Genomic DNA, 14,084 nt, shown 5'->3' on the forward strand with positions numbered 1-14,084 from the left:
CGCGCGCCGGGGGCGGGGATCCGGCCCCAAGGACTCCCCATGAAACGCTCGCTTCGTTCGCTGGACGCCGCGGCCCTCGACGGCCGGCGCGCCCTGGTCCGCGTGGACTTCAACTGTCCCGTGAAGAACGGCGTCGTCACCGACGCCACCCGCATCCGGGCCTCGCTCCCGACCATCGCCTACCTGCGTGAGAAGGGGGCCCGGGTGGTCCTCCTCTCGCACCTGGGCCGGCCCAAGGGGCCGGATGCCTCGCAGAGCCTCAAGCCCTGCGCGGCGGAGCTGGAGCGGCTGCTCGGGGCCCCCGTGGCCTTTCTCGCTGACCCGCTGGCGCCCGGCGCGGCCGCGGAGAGCAAGCGGATCCCGCGGGGCGGGGTGGCCGTGGTGGAGAACACCCGCTTCCATCCGGGGGAGGAGAAGAACGACCCCGCGCTGGCCGCCGCCTTCGCCGCCCTGGGCGACCTCTACGTCAACGACGCGTTCGGTTCCGCGCACCGCGCACATGCCAGCACCGAGGCGGTGGCCACGCTGCTCAAGCCGGCGGTCTCGGGGTTCCTGATGGAAAAGGAGCTCGAGTACCTCGGCGGCGCGCTCGACCAGCCCAGGCGGCCGTTCGTGGCGGTGCTCGGTGGCGCCAAGGTCTCGGGCAAGATCGACCTCATCGAGCACCTGCTGCCCCGCGTGGACCAGATCCTGGTAGGCGGCGCGATGGCCTGCACCTTCTTCCGCGCCATGGGGCTCGAGACCGGCACTTCCCTCGTGGAGGCGGACCGGGTGGAAATGGCCAGGGCGCTGATGGCCAAGGCGGGCGGGAAGCTCGTGCTGCCGCAGGGCGCCGTGATCGCCCAGAGGCTCGAGGCAGGGGTCCCGACCCGCTCGGTGGCGCGGACCGCGATTCCCGCCGGCTGGGCGATGTTCGACATCTGTGCCGACAGCGAGCGCGACTTCGCGGCGCGCATCCGGGGTGCCGGGACGGTGGTGTGGAACGGGCCCATGGGCGTGTTCGAGACGCCCCCGTTCGACCACGGGACCCTGGCCGTGGCTCACGCCCTCGCGGAGGCCACCAAGGGGGGCACCATCTCCGTCGTCGGCGGGGGCGATTCGGCGGCCGCAGTGGCACAGGCGGGGCTCGACACCGCCATGAGCCACGTCAGCACCGGTGGCGGGGCCTCGCTCGAGTTCCTCGAGGGGAAGGTCCTCCCCGGCGTGGCCGCCCTGGATGAGGTCTGAATGGCGCCGCGCCCCCTGCTGTTCGCAGCCAACTGGAAGATGCACCTGGCCCCGGCGGAGGCCCGCGCCTTCGCCGAGCGGTTCTGCACCCTGACCGCGCCGGCCGAGGGCCGCTCGCTCTGGTTCTTCCCCGCCGCGGTCTCGCTGGAAGCCGCCGCGCAGGGGTTCGCGGGGCGGCCGGACATCGCCGTGGGCGCGCAGGACGTGCACTGGGAGCCCAAGGGGGCGTTCACCGGGGCCATCTCGGTGCCGCTGGCCCGCGGAGCCGGGGCCGCCGGGGCGCTGGTGGGGCACTCGGAGCGCCGGCACGTCTTCGGGGAGACCGACGCCGAGACCGGCCGGAAGGTGCAGGCGGTGCTTGGAGCGGGTCTCCGGGTCATGCTCTGCGTGGGGGAGAAGCTGGCGGAGCGCGAGGCCGGCGAGACCGAGGCCGTCTGTCTGCGACAGCTCCGGGCCGGGCTCGTCGGGGTCGGGGCCGCCGAGTGGGGTCGCGTCGTCATCGCGTATGAACCGGTCTGGGCCATCGGCACCGGCCGGAACGCCACCCCGGAGGATGCCGCCCAGGTGCACCGGGCGCTGCGGGTCGAGCTCGCGCGCCTCGGCGCCCCGGGCCGGGTGCCTGTGCTGTACGGCGGGAGCGTGAACCAGGGCAATGCCGCCGCGCTGCTGGGTCAGGAGGAGGTCGATGGGGTCCTGGTCGGCGGGGCAAGCCTCGATCCCGAGGGGTGGGCCACGATCGTGGGCCGCCGCTGACTCCTCCGCTTCCAAATGACGCCGCCGCCAGTTAAACTTGTCCGGCTTTCACCGGACCGGACATGTACTACTTCCTGCTGACGCTGCTCATTCTCGATGGCCTCCTGCTCGCCGCGGTCGTGCTGCTCCAGGCGGGGCAGGGCGGTGGCTTGGCCTCGATGGGCGGCGGAACGACGGATCTCGTGGTGGGGGGCCGCCAGGCGGCCACCCTCCTGACCAAGCTGAGCTGGATCTGCGGCGGGATCTTCCTGACGCTGGCCCTGATCATCTCCCTCGTGGCCCCGAGCCAGGGTTCGAGCAGCGAGGTGCTGGAGCGCCTGCGGCAGGAGCAGCCCGCGGCCGCGCCGGCCCCGCTTCCCATCGAGACCGCCCCGGCCCCCGCGGCCGACTCGGGTGCGGCGAAGGCGCCGGCGCCCGCCCAGTGACGATGCGGACGCGGCAGGCCCAACGCGGGGGATCGGTATGACCGATCGCCCCGCGTTTGTGTTGCTCGAGGATGGCACCTGGTACCCCGGGACCTCGAGCCGCCCGCTCGAGGCGGCCTACGGCGAGGTGGTCTTCACCACCAACCTGAGCGGGTACCAGGAGGTCTTCACCGACCCCAGCTACCTCGGGCAGATCGTGGTGATGACGGCCCCGATGATCGGGAACTACGGGGTGAACCTCGAGGACATGGAATCGGCCGGCCCCAAGGTGGCCGGCGTGGTGGTCCGCGAGATGGCGCGCCGCATGTCCAACTGGCGGGCCACCTCCTCCCTCGACGACTGGCTGGCCACCGCCCGGATTCCGGTGCTCGAGAACATCGATACCCGGCGGCTCACCCGGCACATCCGCGAGCGCGGCGCGATGCGGGGCGTGATCGCGGAGGGGCGGGAGCCCTCGCCCCAGCTCACGTTGAGCCTGATGGAGTCGCCCTCGATGGAGGGGCTCGACCTCGCCACGCGCGCCACCACCGAGGGGCGCTGGTCCGACGGGAAGTCCGGACCCCACATCGTGGCCTATGACTACGGTATGAAGCGGAACATCGTCCGCATGCTGGTGGCGCAGGGGTGCCGGGTGACCGTGGTCCCCGCGACCACCCCTGCGGCGGCGGTCCGCGAGCTGCAGCCGGACGGGCTCTTCCTCTCCAATGGCCCGGGCGACCCGGCCGCGGTCGGGTACGCCATCAAGAACATCCAGGAGCTGACCCAGGCCGGGATCCCGACGTTCGGGATCTGTCTGGGGCACCAGCTGCTGGGGCTCGCCTTCGGTGGCCGCACGGTCAAACTCCCCTATGGCCACCGCGGCGGCAATCACCCGGTCCGCGATCTCAAGACCGGGCAAGTACTTATCACCTCGCAGAACCACGGATTCGCGGTCGAGGGGGAGGACCGCGGCGTTCCGGGGGCCCCCGGACTCGAGGTGACCCACATCAATCTGAACGACCAGACGGTGGAAGGCATTCGCCACAAAGAACTTCCGGTCTTTGCGGTGCAATACCACCCGGAAGCCTCTCCGGGACCCCACGACGCCTACCCCCACTTCCAGGAATTCCTCCGCCTGGTGGGCCGCTGAACCCCTCGACGTGGGCCAAGCCCTTGACAGTCAACGGGTAAGGCCCTAGAGTCTCAAGCATTCCGGCGCGTCCTTCGGGGGCGCCGGGCGCGAAGACCCCCGGGGGAAAGATGACCAAGGCTGATCTTGTCGAACGGGTGACTGAGTCGATTGCCCGCACTGCTGGTCCGATGATCTCGAAGAAGGACTGTGCGCGGGTGGTGGATGCGTTCCTTGACGCGGTCAAGGAAGCGCTTAAGAACCAGCACAACATCGAGGTACGCGGCTTCGGCACCTTCAAGATTCGGCGCCGCAAGACCCGCATGGCCCGGAATCCCCGCACCGGCGATCCGGTGGAAGTGGCGGCCCGGCCGGTCCCTGTCTTCAAGCCCAGCAAGGAGTTGCGCGCGCTGGTGGCGGACGAACCGCTGCCCGCCGACGCCGGGGATGACAGCGACGATCTCGATTGAGCCATGGTCGGGCGACGGGCCGGTCGTTCCATGGGGCGGGTCGTTGACCCGCCCCAACGCGTCTAACCCCCTCGCAGCACTATCTTTGTGGGCATGACCATCCGGGTGCTCCTGTTTGCGGCCTACCGCGACCTTGCCGGGACCGATGTCGTCGAGCTGCCGCTCGAGGCGCCGAGCACGGTCGGCGCCGTCCTCGAACAGCTGCGCAGCGCCCTTCCGCAGGCCCGGGCACTTCCTCCGCGCCCCCTGGTGGCCGTCAACCAGGTGCACGCCCGGCTCCACACGCCGGTGCGCGCCGGGGACGAAGTGGCGGTGCTGCCGCCCCTGGCCGGTGGCTAGCCCGTGAGTACCGTCCTGACCGAGGCCGCGATCACGCTCGAGCCCCTGATCCGTGCCGTCGCGGCAGATGACCGGGGCGGGATCGCCAGCTTCCTCGGCCTGGTGCGCAATCATCAGGATGGGCGGCCGGTGCTTCGGCTGGAGTACTCCGCCTACGGGCCGATGGTGGAGGCCGAGACCGCGCGCATCGTCGCCGAGGCAGAGGCGCACTGGCCGGCACGGGTCGCGGTGCAGCACCGGGTGGGGGCCCTGGCGATCGGCGAGGTGGCGGTGGCGGTGGTGGCCGCCAGCGCGCACCGGGCGCCGGCCTTCGAGGCCTGCCGCTACGTGATCGAGGAGCTCAAGCGCCGCGTCCCGGTGTGGAAGCAGGAGTTCTACGCCGACGGCAGCGTGGTGTGGGTGGATCCGACGGCGGCGCCGGCCCCGCAGGGGGCGGACGCGTGATGGCCTCCCTGCCCACCGATCGCTTCGGTCGGCCGCTCCGCAGCCTGCGGATCTCGGTGACCGACCGGTGCAACATGCGGTGCAACTACTGCATGCCCGAGCCGGAATACGTCTGGCTGCCGCGTGGTTCGATCCTCACCTTCGAGGAGGTGAACCGGCTGGCGGCGTTGTTCGTGGAGCAGGGGGTGACCCGCCTGCGGCTGACGGGTGGGGAGCCGTTGCTCCGCCAGGACCTCCCGACACTGGTCGCCCTGCTGTCGCGGACCCCCGGGGTGACCGACCTCTCGCTCACCACCAACGGGACCCTGCTGGCGGAGTCGGCGGCTGGGCTCCGGGCCGCAGGGCTGGGCCGGGTGACGGTGAGCCTCGATACCCTGGTGCCGGCGCGGCTCGAGGCGCTGGCGCGGTCGCGGCAGCACGGCGAGATCCTGGCCGGGATCCGCGCCGCCGGGGCCGCCGGCTTCACCGGCACCAAGCTGAATACGGTGGTCATCCGGGGCTTCAACGATGACGAACTCGCCGACCTGATCGAGTTCGGCCGGGCGGAGCGGTGCGAGGTGCGCTTCATCGAGTACATGGACGTCGGTGGGGCCAACGGGTGGCGGCAGGACAGTGTCGTCTCCCGCCGGGAGATGCTCGATCGGCTGGGGCGCCGCTACGGCCCGATCGTGCCGCGGCCCGGGTCGGAGGCGGGCTGGGCGCCGGCCGACCGGTTCCAGCTGCCCGACGGGACGGTGTTCGGCATCATCGCCTCGACCACCGAGCCGTTCTGCCGCACCTGCGACCGGGGGCGGCTGACCGCCGACGGCCACTTTCTCCTGTGTCTCTACGCCGAGCACGGCGTGAACCTCCTGGCGCCGCTCCGGGAGGGCGCCACGGACGAGGAACTCCGCACCCTGCTGCGCCAGGCCTGGACGGCGCGGGAGGACCGGGGCGCGGAGCGCCGCGCCGCCCTCCCCGACCGTGGCGCGCTCTACCAGCTGCAGACGCTCCGCGCCGATCCGCGCAAGGAAATGCACACCCGCGGCGGCTGAACGCCCGCCGCCCTCACCGACCGGGACCCATGGCCCTGCACATCGCCCTGATCGAACCGCGCATTCCGCCCAACACCGGCAACATCGCGCGGCTGTGCGCCGCGACCGACACGCCCCTCCACCTCATCGAGCCGCTGGGCTTCAGCCTCGACGCGCGCGAGGTGCAGCGGGCCGGCCTCGACTACTGGGACCGGGTGGACCTGTGGCTGCACCCCAACTGGTTCCGCTTCCGGGACGCGATCAGTCGTGACCGCTGCCTGTACTTCTCGGCCAAGGCGGACCGCGACTACACCGAGGCGCCGTTCCAGGCCAACAGCGTGCTGGTCTTCGGGAACGAGGCGGAGGGCATGCCCGACAAGATCATCGAGAAGCACCCGGAGCGCTGCTTCCGGATCCCGATGCCGGGCGGGGGGCGGAACCTCAACCTGTCGAACGCGGTGAGCGTGGTGCTGTACGAGGCGATGCGTCAGCTCGGGCTGGGCGAGGGTCCGCCCCCGCCACCACCCGCGCCGTCGGGCGACGACGAGTTCGAGGACGATGACCTGCCGCAGCCGGCGAGCAACGAGAACGCGATGTTGCGCCCCGGGCGCGCCACCGGGCACGCCCCGGGGCGGGGCCCGCGGCCGCCCCGCCCGGCGGGCGGGCCGCCCGCGGGTGGTCGGGCCGGGGCGGGGGCCGGGGCCGGCAAGGGCCGGCGGCGGGGGCGCGGCGGGCGCGGCAGACCGCCGAAGGGCGGCGGGCGATGAGCCCGCCGGCCTTTGCCCGGCCATGGCGGTTGCAGTAACTTTACGCGCCTCGCCGGGCCGGCGTCCCGCCGGGCCCACCCCGGGGCCTCACTTCCTCCCGAAACCGAACCTATGTTCAGCAAGATTACCGTCGTGGGCGCCGGCAACGTGGGCGCGACCGCCGCGCAGCGCGTGGCGGAGAAGCACCTGGCGCGCACCGTCGTGATGGTCGACGTGGTCGAGGGAGTGCCGCAGGGGAAGGGCCTCGACCAGTGGCAGTCGGCGCCGATCGAGGGCTTTGACAGCCGGGTCATCGGCAGCAGCGGCTACGACGCCGCGGCCGGCTCGGAGCTGTTCATCGTCACCGCGGGCATCGCCCGGAAGCCGGGCATGAGCCGGGACGACCTGGTCAAGACCAACGCCGGCATCGTGTCGTCGGTGGCCCGGGAGATCGCGCGGGTGGCGCCCCGGAGCATCATCATCGTGGTGTCCAACCCGCTCGACGTCATGTGCTACGTCGCCATGCAGGCCAGCGGCTTCCCGCGCGAGCGGGTGATCGGCATGGCGGGCGTGCTGGACACCGCGCGGTACCGCGCCTTCCTGGCGGAGGCGATGGACGTGTCGGTGGAGGACATCCAGGCCATGGTCCTCGGCGGCCACGGCGACACCATGGTCCCCCTGGTCTCCTACACCACGGTCTCGGGCATCCCCGTGACGCAGCTGCTGGCCAAGGACAAGCTCGAGGCGATCGTGCAGCGCACCCGGAATGGCGGCGCCGAGATCGTGAACTTCCTCAAGACCGGCTCCGCCTACTACGCGCCGAGCGCCGCGGCGGTGCAGATGGCGGAAGCGATCGTGCTGGACAAGAAGCGCATCCTGCCCTGCGCGGCGTGGCTCACCGGGGAGTACGGCCTGCGCGACGTCTTCTGCGGGGTGCCCTGCAAGCTCGGGCGGAACGGGCTGGAGGCCATCATCGAGGTGACCCTCACGGCGGAGGAGCGGAGCGCGCTCCACCAGAGCGCCGCCGCGGTGGCGGACACGATGAAGACCGTGGGCGGGGCGAGCTGATGGATCGCTTCAGGGTCTACTTCCGCTCCACGGTGGGCCGGAAGGCCATCATGGGGATCACCGGCACGATCCTGGCGCTCTTCGCCGTCCAGCATGTCCTGGGCAACCTGCTCATCTACCAGAGCTCGATCAACCTCAACCGGTATGCGCTGTTCCTCAAGGACAAGCCGGGCATCCTGTGGCCGGCGCGCATCGTGCTCCTCGTCTCGGTGCTGCTGCACATCGTCACCGCGCTGCAGCTCATCCTGCGCAGCCGCGCCGCACGCCCCGTTCCCTACGCGCGGCAGGTGCCGCAGGCCTCGACCCTCGCGGGGCGGACCATCCGGTTCAGCGGCGCCTTCCTGCTCTTCTTCATCGTGTTCCACATCCTGCACCTGACCACCGGCACGATCCTGCCCGAGACCCACCTGCCGATGGACGTGTTCGGCAACGTGGTGCGCGGCTTCCGGGTCTGGTGGGTGAGCGCCATCTACCTCGTGGCCATGATCTGCCTGGCGCTCCACCTGTACCACGGGTTGTGGGCCAGCCCGCGCACCCTCGGCCTCGAACCGCCCTACGCCCCCAAGCACCAGCCGCTGCCGCAGATCGTCGCGCTGCTGGTGTGGCTCGGGTTCACCTCCATCCCGGTGGCCGTGCTCCTCGGCTACCTGCACCAGTAGGGGGTGACCGTGGAACTCCGTTCGAAGATCCCCGGCGGGCCGCTGCAGGAGAAGTGGGACCGGCACAAGTTCGAGATGAAGCTGGTGAACCCCGCCAACAAGCGGAAATACTCCGTGATCGTGGTGGGGTCCGGCCTGGCGGGCGGGGCGGCGGCGGCGACACTTGGCGAGCTCGGGTACAACGTCCAGTGCTTCTGCTTCCAGGACTCGCCCCGGCGCGCCCACTCGATCGCGGCCCAGGGCGGCATCAACGCGGCCAAGAACTACCAGAACGACGGCGACTCCATCTGGCGCCTGTTCTACGACACGGTCAAGGGCGGGGACTTCCGGGCCCGCGAGGCCAACGTGTACCGGCTGGCGCAGATCAGCGTGAACATCATCGACCAGTGCGTGGCGCAGGGCGTCCCCTTCGCGCGGGAGTACGGCGGCACCCTCGCCAACCGCTCCTTCGGCGGCGCGCAGGTGAGCCGCACCTTCTACGCCCGCGGCCAGACCGGGCAGCAGCTGCTGCTGGGCTGCTACCAGGCGCTCGAGCGGCAGGTGGCCGCCGGCACGGTCACCATGTTCCCGCGGACCGAGATGCTCGACCTGGTCCTGGTCGACGGCGTGGCGCGGGGCATCGTGGTCCGCGACATGGTGACGGGCGCCATCAGCTCGCACGCGGCCGACGCGGTGCTGCTGGCCACCGGCGGCTACGGCAATGTCTTCTACCTGAGCACCAACGCCAAGGGCTCCAACGTCACCGCGAGCTACCGCGCCTACAAGCGCGGGGCCGCCTTCGGGAACCCCTGCTACACCCAGATCCACCCCACCTGCATCCCGGTGAGCGGCGACTACCAGTCCAAGCTCACCCTGATGAGCGAGTCGCTCCGCAACGACGGCCGGGTGTGGGTGCCGAAGGCCCGGGGCGACAGCCGCGCCCCGGGCCAGATCCCGGAGGCGGAGCGCGATTACTACCTGGAGCGGAAGTACCCGAGCTACGGCAACCTGTGCCCGCGGGACATCGCCAGCCGGGCGGCCAAGGAAGTGTGCGACGAGGGCCGCGGCGTGGGCCCCAACGGGCTCGGCGTCTACCTCGACTTCGCCGCCGCCATCGGGCGGGTGGGGGAGCAGAAGATCCGCGAGCGGTACGGCAACCTGTTCGAGATGTACCAGCGGATCACCGACGAGGACCCCTACCAGGTCCCGATGCGCATCTTCCCCGCCGTCCACTACACCATGGGCGGCTTGTGGGTCGACTACAACCTGATGAGCACCATCCCGGGGCTGCACGTGCTCGGGGAGGCCAACTTCTCGGACCACGGCGCCAACCGGCTCGGCGCGAGCGCGCTGATGCAGGGCCTCGCCGACGGGTACTTCGTCATCCCCTACACCATCGGGGACTACCTGGCCTCCACGCCGCTGCCCCGACTGGACACCAGCCACGCGGCCTTCCGCGCGGCCGAGGCGGAGGTCACCGCCACCACGCGGCGCCTGCTGGAGATCCGTGGCGCGCGCAGCGTGGACTCGTTCCATCGTGAGCTGGGCAAGCTCATGTGGGAGAACTGCGGCATGGCCCGGGACGCCGCGGGGCTGCGCCGGAACCTGGAGCGCATCCCGGCGCTCCGGGCCGAGTTCTGGGAGAACGTGAATGTCCCGGGCAGCGGCGCGGAGCTCAACCAGTCGCTGGAGAAGGCCGGGCGGGTGGCGGACTTCCTCGAGTTCGCCGAGCTCATGTGTCTCGACGCCCTCCATCGGGAGGAGTCGTGCGGGGGCCACTTCCGCTCCGAGCACCAGACCCCCGACGGTGAGGCGCGCCGCGACGACGACGCCTTCTGCTACGTCGGCGCCTGGGAGTACCAGGGGGCGGGCCGGGCCCCGGTGCTCCACAAGGAGATGCTCGAGTTCGAGAACGTCCACCTCTCCACGCGCAGCTACAAGTGACCATGAACCTGACACTCTTCGTGTGGCGGCAGGCGTCGGGCACGGCCGCGGGGCAGCTGGTGCGCTACGAGGCGCCCGACGTAAGTCCGGACATGTCGTTCCTCGAGATGCTCGACGTGGTCAACGAGCGCCTGACCGGGAAGGGCGAGCAGCCCATCGCCTTCGACCACGACTGCCGCGAGGGGATCTGCGGATCCTGCGGGCTGATGATCAACGGCGTGGCCCATGGGCCCATGAAGGGCACCGCCACCTGCCAGCTCCACATGCGGAGCTTCAAGGACGGGGACACCATCTACGTCGAGCCCTGGCGGGCGCGGGCGTTCCCGGTCCTCAAGGACCTGGTGGTGGACCGGAGCGCCTTCGACCGGATCGTCGCGGCGGGCGGCTTCGTCGGCGTCTCGACCGGCTCCGCGCCCGACGGCAATGCCATCCCGGTGCCCAAGGCCGACGCGGACATGGCGATGGATGCCGCCGCCTGCATCGGGTGCGGCGCCTGCGTCGCCGCGTGCCCCAACGCCTCCGCGATGCTCTTCACCGCCGCCAAGGTGGGGCACCTCCGCATGCTCCCCCAGGGCCAGCCGGAGCGCCACCGGCGCGCGCTCAGCATGGAGGCCCAGATGGAGGCGGAGGGCTTCGGCGGGTGCACCTGGCACGGCGAGTGCCAGGAGGCCTGCCCCAAGGGGATCTCGGTGGACTGGATCACCCGGCTCTATCGCGACTATATCACCGCCACGGTGCTGCAGCGCGAGGAATCCACCGCCTCCGCCGCCCTCTGACGCCGTCACGCTGTGTGATGCCGCGCGGCCCGGTCGTCACCCCTGACGCCGGGCCGCGCCGCTCTCCCCCTCATCCCCCGACACCCTGATGCAACGTGCCGTGCCGGCCGGGCTTGCCGCAGTGCTGTGGACGGGTGCCCTGGCGCCCCTCGCGGGCCAGTCCGCGACCGGTGTGCACCTGATGGGACTCGGGATCGCCAGCGTGACCCGGGTGGACCCGGTGCCCGGCGGCGGCCGCCTCACCGAGGGCCGCCTGGTGCAGCCGCTGCTCATGGCTCATGCCACACTGCTGGGTGGCCGGCTGCGGGCCCTTGGCACCCTCGATCTCGAGGGCTGGACCATGCCCGGCGGCGAGCTGACGCCCGGCGGCTGGGGCGAGGGCTTCAACGACCGGCGCCATCCGCACACCTACGCCCACGAGCTGATGGTCTCCGCCGTCGACATTCTGGGGCGGCACGACGGGGCGGCGCGGCTCTCCGTGAGCGTGGGGAAGGGGTTCGCCCCCTTCGGCTCCGATGACCCGATGAGCCGCCCCACCCTGCGGTACCCGGTCAATCATCACCTGGCGCAGGTGCTGGAGCGGGCCGTGGCCATCGCCGGGGTCCGGGCCGGGCCCGTCCTCCTGGAGGGCGCACTCTTCAACGGCGACGAACCGGAACGCCCGGGACAGTGGCCCAAGTGGGACCGGTTCGGGGATTCCTGGTCGGCGCGGCTCACGCTGCTCGCCACGCCGTGGCTGGAGCTGTCCGCCTCGCGGGCCAAGGTGCACTCGCCGGAGCACCGGCCGGGCGCCGGTACCGACGCATGGAAGTGGCATGCCGCCGCCCGTGTCAGCCGGGAAGCCGGCGGGGGCCGTCTGTATGCGCTGGCGGAGTGGGCCCGCACCGAGGAGGCGGACGGGTTCTTCGTGTTCCGCACGGTGCTGGCGGAGGCGGAGTGGCGGAGGGGCCCGCACCGGCCCTACTACCGCTTCGAGCGGAGCGACCGGCCCGAGGACCTGCGCGAGCTCGACCTGTTCCGGTCGGTCCGGCCGCACCTGGAGAACGCCATCCTCGGCACCACCAGGTTTACCCTGCACACGCTGGGCTACGGGTTCGAGCGCCGCGCCGGCCTGGGGCAGCTCGCGCTCCAGCCCTTCGTGGAAGCGACCTTCGGCCGGGCGCAGCCGACCATGGGGGGCGTGCTGACCCCCGAGATCCTGTACGGCACGAGCCGCGTCCGCGCAGTGACCGCGGGGCTCCGGCTGAGCTGGGGTCTCGAAGGTCACCGGATGGGGCGCTATGGCGGGCTGCTGGAACCATCCACCAGTCACCCAATGGAGGCGGGACATGGGCATTGACGCGTCGGTGCGCCCGCGGGTGCGTCTCGCAGGGCGGCGGCTGGTCCTGGGATTGGCCACGATCGCGGGCCTGGCCTGCGGCGGGGGCGATACCGGTGGGCCACGCGAGACCGGGACCATCGCCCCCCTCTCCGGCGATGCCCAGACCGCCACGGTGGGGACCACCCTGCAGCCGTATCGGGTGCTGGTGACCGATCCGCAGGGCCAGCCCCGCGCGGACGCCAAGGTGAGCTGGAGCCTAAAAAGCGGAGGCGGCGTCCTGGCGGCCGGGAGCAGCCAGACCGACGCCTCCGGCATCGCCGAGATCACCAGCACCCTCGGCACCCTTGCCGGGGCGCAGGCCGTCCAGGCCTCGATCCAGGGGTACAGCGGTTCGCCGGTCGGGTTCGCGAGCACCGGGACCGCCGGGCCGCCCGCGGGCCTCACCAAGCTCAACGGCGACAACCAGACCACCTCACGCGCCCAGGCGGTGCTGATCCCACCCACGGTGCTGGTGACCGACGCGTACGGCAACGGGGTGGGAGGGGTGACCATCGGCTGGGCGGTGCAGGCCGGCGGCGGCAGCGTGGGCGCGCCGACCAGTGTCAGCGGCCCGAGCGGCGCCGCCGCCATCGCCTGGACCCTCGGCGCCACCCCGGGCACCAACCTGCTGGCCGCCACGCTCCCCGGGGACACCACGGTCACGTTTGCCGCGCTCGGCGTGGCGGCGTTCAGTGTCGACGGCGGCGGCAACAACGTCAGCGATCGGTACACCTCCGATCTCTGGGTGGCCGACGGCTATGCCTACACCGGCACCTGGGGCTTCCGCGGCGCCTTCGGCAACGCGGTGAAGATCTGGCAGCTCGATCCGGGCGGGGCCCCCGTGCTCACCGACTCGATCATTACCCCGGGCATCTCCACGGTCAGCGACCTGGAGGTCTCGCCCGACGGGCAGTGGCTGGTCTTCACCAGCGAGGGCGGCACCAATCGCGGCATCCACGCCTATGAACTCACCAGCCCGGGGGTGGCGGTGAGCCGGGCGGCCCTCGGGAACACCAACGGCCTGCACACCGGGACGTTGGCGGTGATCGGCGGGACCCTGTACGCCTTCGCCGCCCAGGACCCGCCGGGGTGCGCCCTCAAGATCTACGACCTTTCGGCCGCGGCGAGCGGCACCATTTCCGTGGCGAGCAGCACCACCATCCCTGACAACTACTGTATCCACGATACCTTCGTGCGCGACGGCTACGCGTTCGTGTTCGCCTGGGACGAGGGGCTGTACATCTACGACGTAGGGAACGGGTCCCACGGCGGCTCCCCGGCCAACCCGGTGGAAATCAGCAAGACCGGCAGCCCCTCCAACCTCAAGTTCGGCGGGGAGACCCACAACGGCTGGTGGTTCCACAACCCGGTCAGCGGCGAGCAGAAGTACCTCTTCATCGGCGAGGAGGGACCCGGCGCCGTCGGGAGTTCCTCCAGCGGGGATATCCACGTCGTGGACGTCTCGGACTTCGCCCACCCGGTGGAGGTGGCGTCGTTCCGGCTCGCCGGGGCAGGGACCCACAACTTCTGGGTGGACGAGCCCGATCAGCGGCTCTATGCGGCCTACTACAACGGCGGGGTGGTCGCCCTCGACATCTCTGGCGTGCTGGCGGGCAACCTGTCCAATCGCATCGTGGCCCAGGTGCGTCCCGGGGGGAGCGGGAACACCTACGTCTGGGGCGTGATGCTGTACGGCGGGTCCCTGTATGCCAGCGACATGATCTCGGGGCTCTGGCAACTCGGCCTGCCCTGAATCCGGGGGGGCGGGGGGGG

General features: G+C 71.4%; 14 protein-coding genes and 1 pseudogene. All 15 read left to right on the top strand.

The window, feature by feature from the left end; translation table 11 throughout:
• Positions 1-39: 39 nt before the first annotated feature.
• The 15 genes and pseudogenes from IPJ95_11270 (at position 40) to IPJ95_11340 (ending at position 14,064) form a co-directional block, all read left to right on the top strand.
• Positions 40-1,227, top strand: coding sequence for a phosphoglycerate kinase (locus tag IPJ95_11270; GenBank protein MBK7924194.1), 1,188 nt, complete (start codon positions 40-42; stop codon positions 1,225-1,227).
• Positions 1,228-1,980, top strand: coding sequence for a triose-phosphate isomerase (locus tag IPJ95_11275; GenBank protein MBK7924195.1), 753 nt, complete (start codon positions 1,228-1,230; stop codon positions 1,978-1,980). It begins immediately after the preceding gene.
• 62 nt (positions 1,981-2,042) lie between these two features.
• Positions 2,043-2,405, top strand: a complete 363-nt coding sequence (secG, locus tag IPJ95_11280; GenBank protein ID MBK7924196.1) for a preprotein translocase subunit SecG — start codon at positions 2,043-2,045, stop codon at positions 2,403-2,405.
• Positions 2,406-2,442: 37 nt separating this feature from the next.
• Positions 2,443-3,534: a glutamine-hydrolyzing carbamoyl-phosphate synthase small subunit gene (gene carA / locus IPJ95_11285; protein MBK7924197.1), complete on the top strand. Its 1,092-nt coding sequence runs from the start codon at positions 2,443-2,445 to the stop codon at positions 3,532-3,534.
• Positions 3,535-3,644: 110 nt separating this feature from the next.
• Entirely contained in the window at positions 3,645-3,983 is a 339-nt protein-coding gene (locus IPJ95_11290; GenBank protein MBK7924198.1) for an integration host factor subunit beta, read from the top strand.
• 93 nt (positions 3,984-4,076) lie between these two features.
• Positions 4,077-4,322 (top strand): MoaD/ThiS family protein, encoded by a 246-nt coding sequence (locus tag IPJ95_11295; GenBank protein ID MBK7924199.1) that lies wholly within the window; start codon positions 4,077-4,079, stop codon positions 4,320-4,322.
• Positions 4,323-4,325: 3 nt separating this feature from the next.
• Positions 4,326-4,766, top strand: a complete 441-nt coding sequence (locus IPJ95_11300) for a molybdenum cofactor biosynthesis protein MoaE (protein ID MBK7924200.1) — start codon at positions 4,326-4,328, stop codon at positions 4,764-4,766.
• Positions 4,766-5,800, top strand: a complete 1,035-nt coding sequence (moaA, locus tag IPJ95_11305; GenBank protein MBK7924201.1) for a GTP 3',8-cyclase MoaA — start codon at positions 4,766-4,768, stop codon at positions 5,798-5,800. The genes IPJ95_11300 and moaA overlap by 1 nt, the downstream gene beginning before the upstream one ends.
• A gap of 35 nt (positions 5,801-5,835) precedes the next feature.
• A pseudogene (locus tag IPJ95_11310) lies at positions 5,836-6,273 on the top strand (tRNA (cytidine(34)-2'-O)-methyltransferase).
• 384 nt (positions 6,274-6,657) lie between these two features.
• A complete protein-coding gene (gene mdh, locus IPJ95_11315; GenBank protein MBK7924202.1) occupies positions 6,658-7,593 on the top strand; it encodes a malate dehydrogenase in 936 nt (311 codons plus the stop codon).
• Complete coding sequence (locus IPJ95_11320) at positions 7,593-8,252, top strand: succinate dehydrogenase cytochrome b subunit (protein ID MBK7924203.1); 660 nt, start codon at positions 7,593-7,595, stop codon at positions 8,250-8,252. Before mdh ends, IPJ95_11320 begins: the two co-directional genes overlap by 1 nt.
• Positions 8,253-8,261: 9 nt before the next feature.
• Positions 8,262-10,175, top strand: a complete 1,914-nt coding sequence (locus IPJ95_11325) for a fumarate reductase/succinate dehydrogenase flavoprotein subunit (GenBank protein MBK7924204.1) — start codon at positions 8,262-8,264, stop codon at positions 10,173-10,175.
• 2 nt (positions 10,176-10,177) lie between these two features.
• Entirely contained in the window at positions 10,178-10,951 is a 774-nt protein-coding gene (locus IPJ95_11330) for a succinate dehydrogenase/fumarate reductase iron-sulfur subunit (protein ID MBK7924205.1), read from the top strand.
• Between the two features lie 88 nt (positions 10,952-11,039).
• On the top strand, positions 11,040-12,290 hold the full coding sequence (locus IPJ95_11335) for a hypothetical protein (protein MBK7924206.1): 1,251 nt from the start codon (positions 11,040-11,042) through the stop codon (positions 12,288-12,290).
• Positions 12,280-14,064, top strand: a complete 1,785-nt coding sequence (locus tag IPJ95_11340; protein ID MBK7924207.1) for an Ig-like domain-containing protein — start codon at positions 12,280-12,282, stop codon at positions 14,062-14,064. The genes IPJ95_11335 and IPJ95_11340 overlap by 11 nt, the downstream gene beginning before the upstream one ends.
• The last annotated feature ends 20 nt before the right edge of the window (positions 14,065-14,084 follow it).

It is taken from the genome of Gemmatimonadota bacterium (assembly GCA_016713785.1).
Classification (GTDB): domain Bacteria; phylum Gemmatimonadota; class Gemmatimonadetes; order Gemmatimonadales; family GWC2-71-9; genus JADJOM01.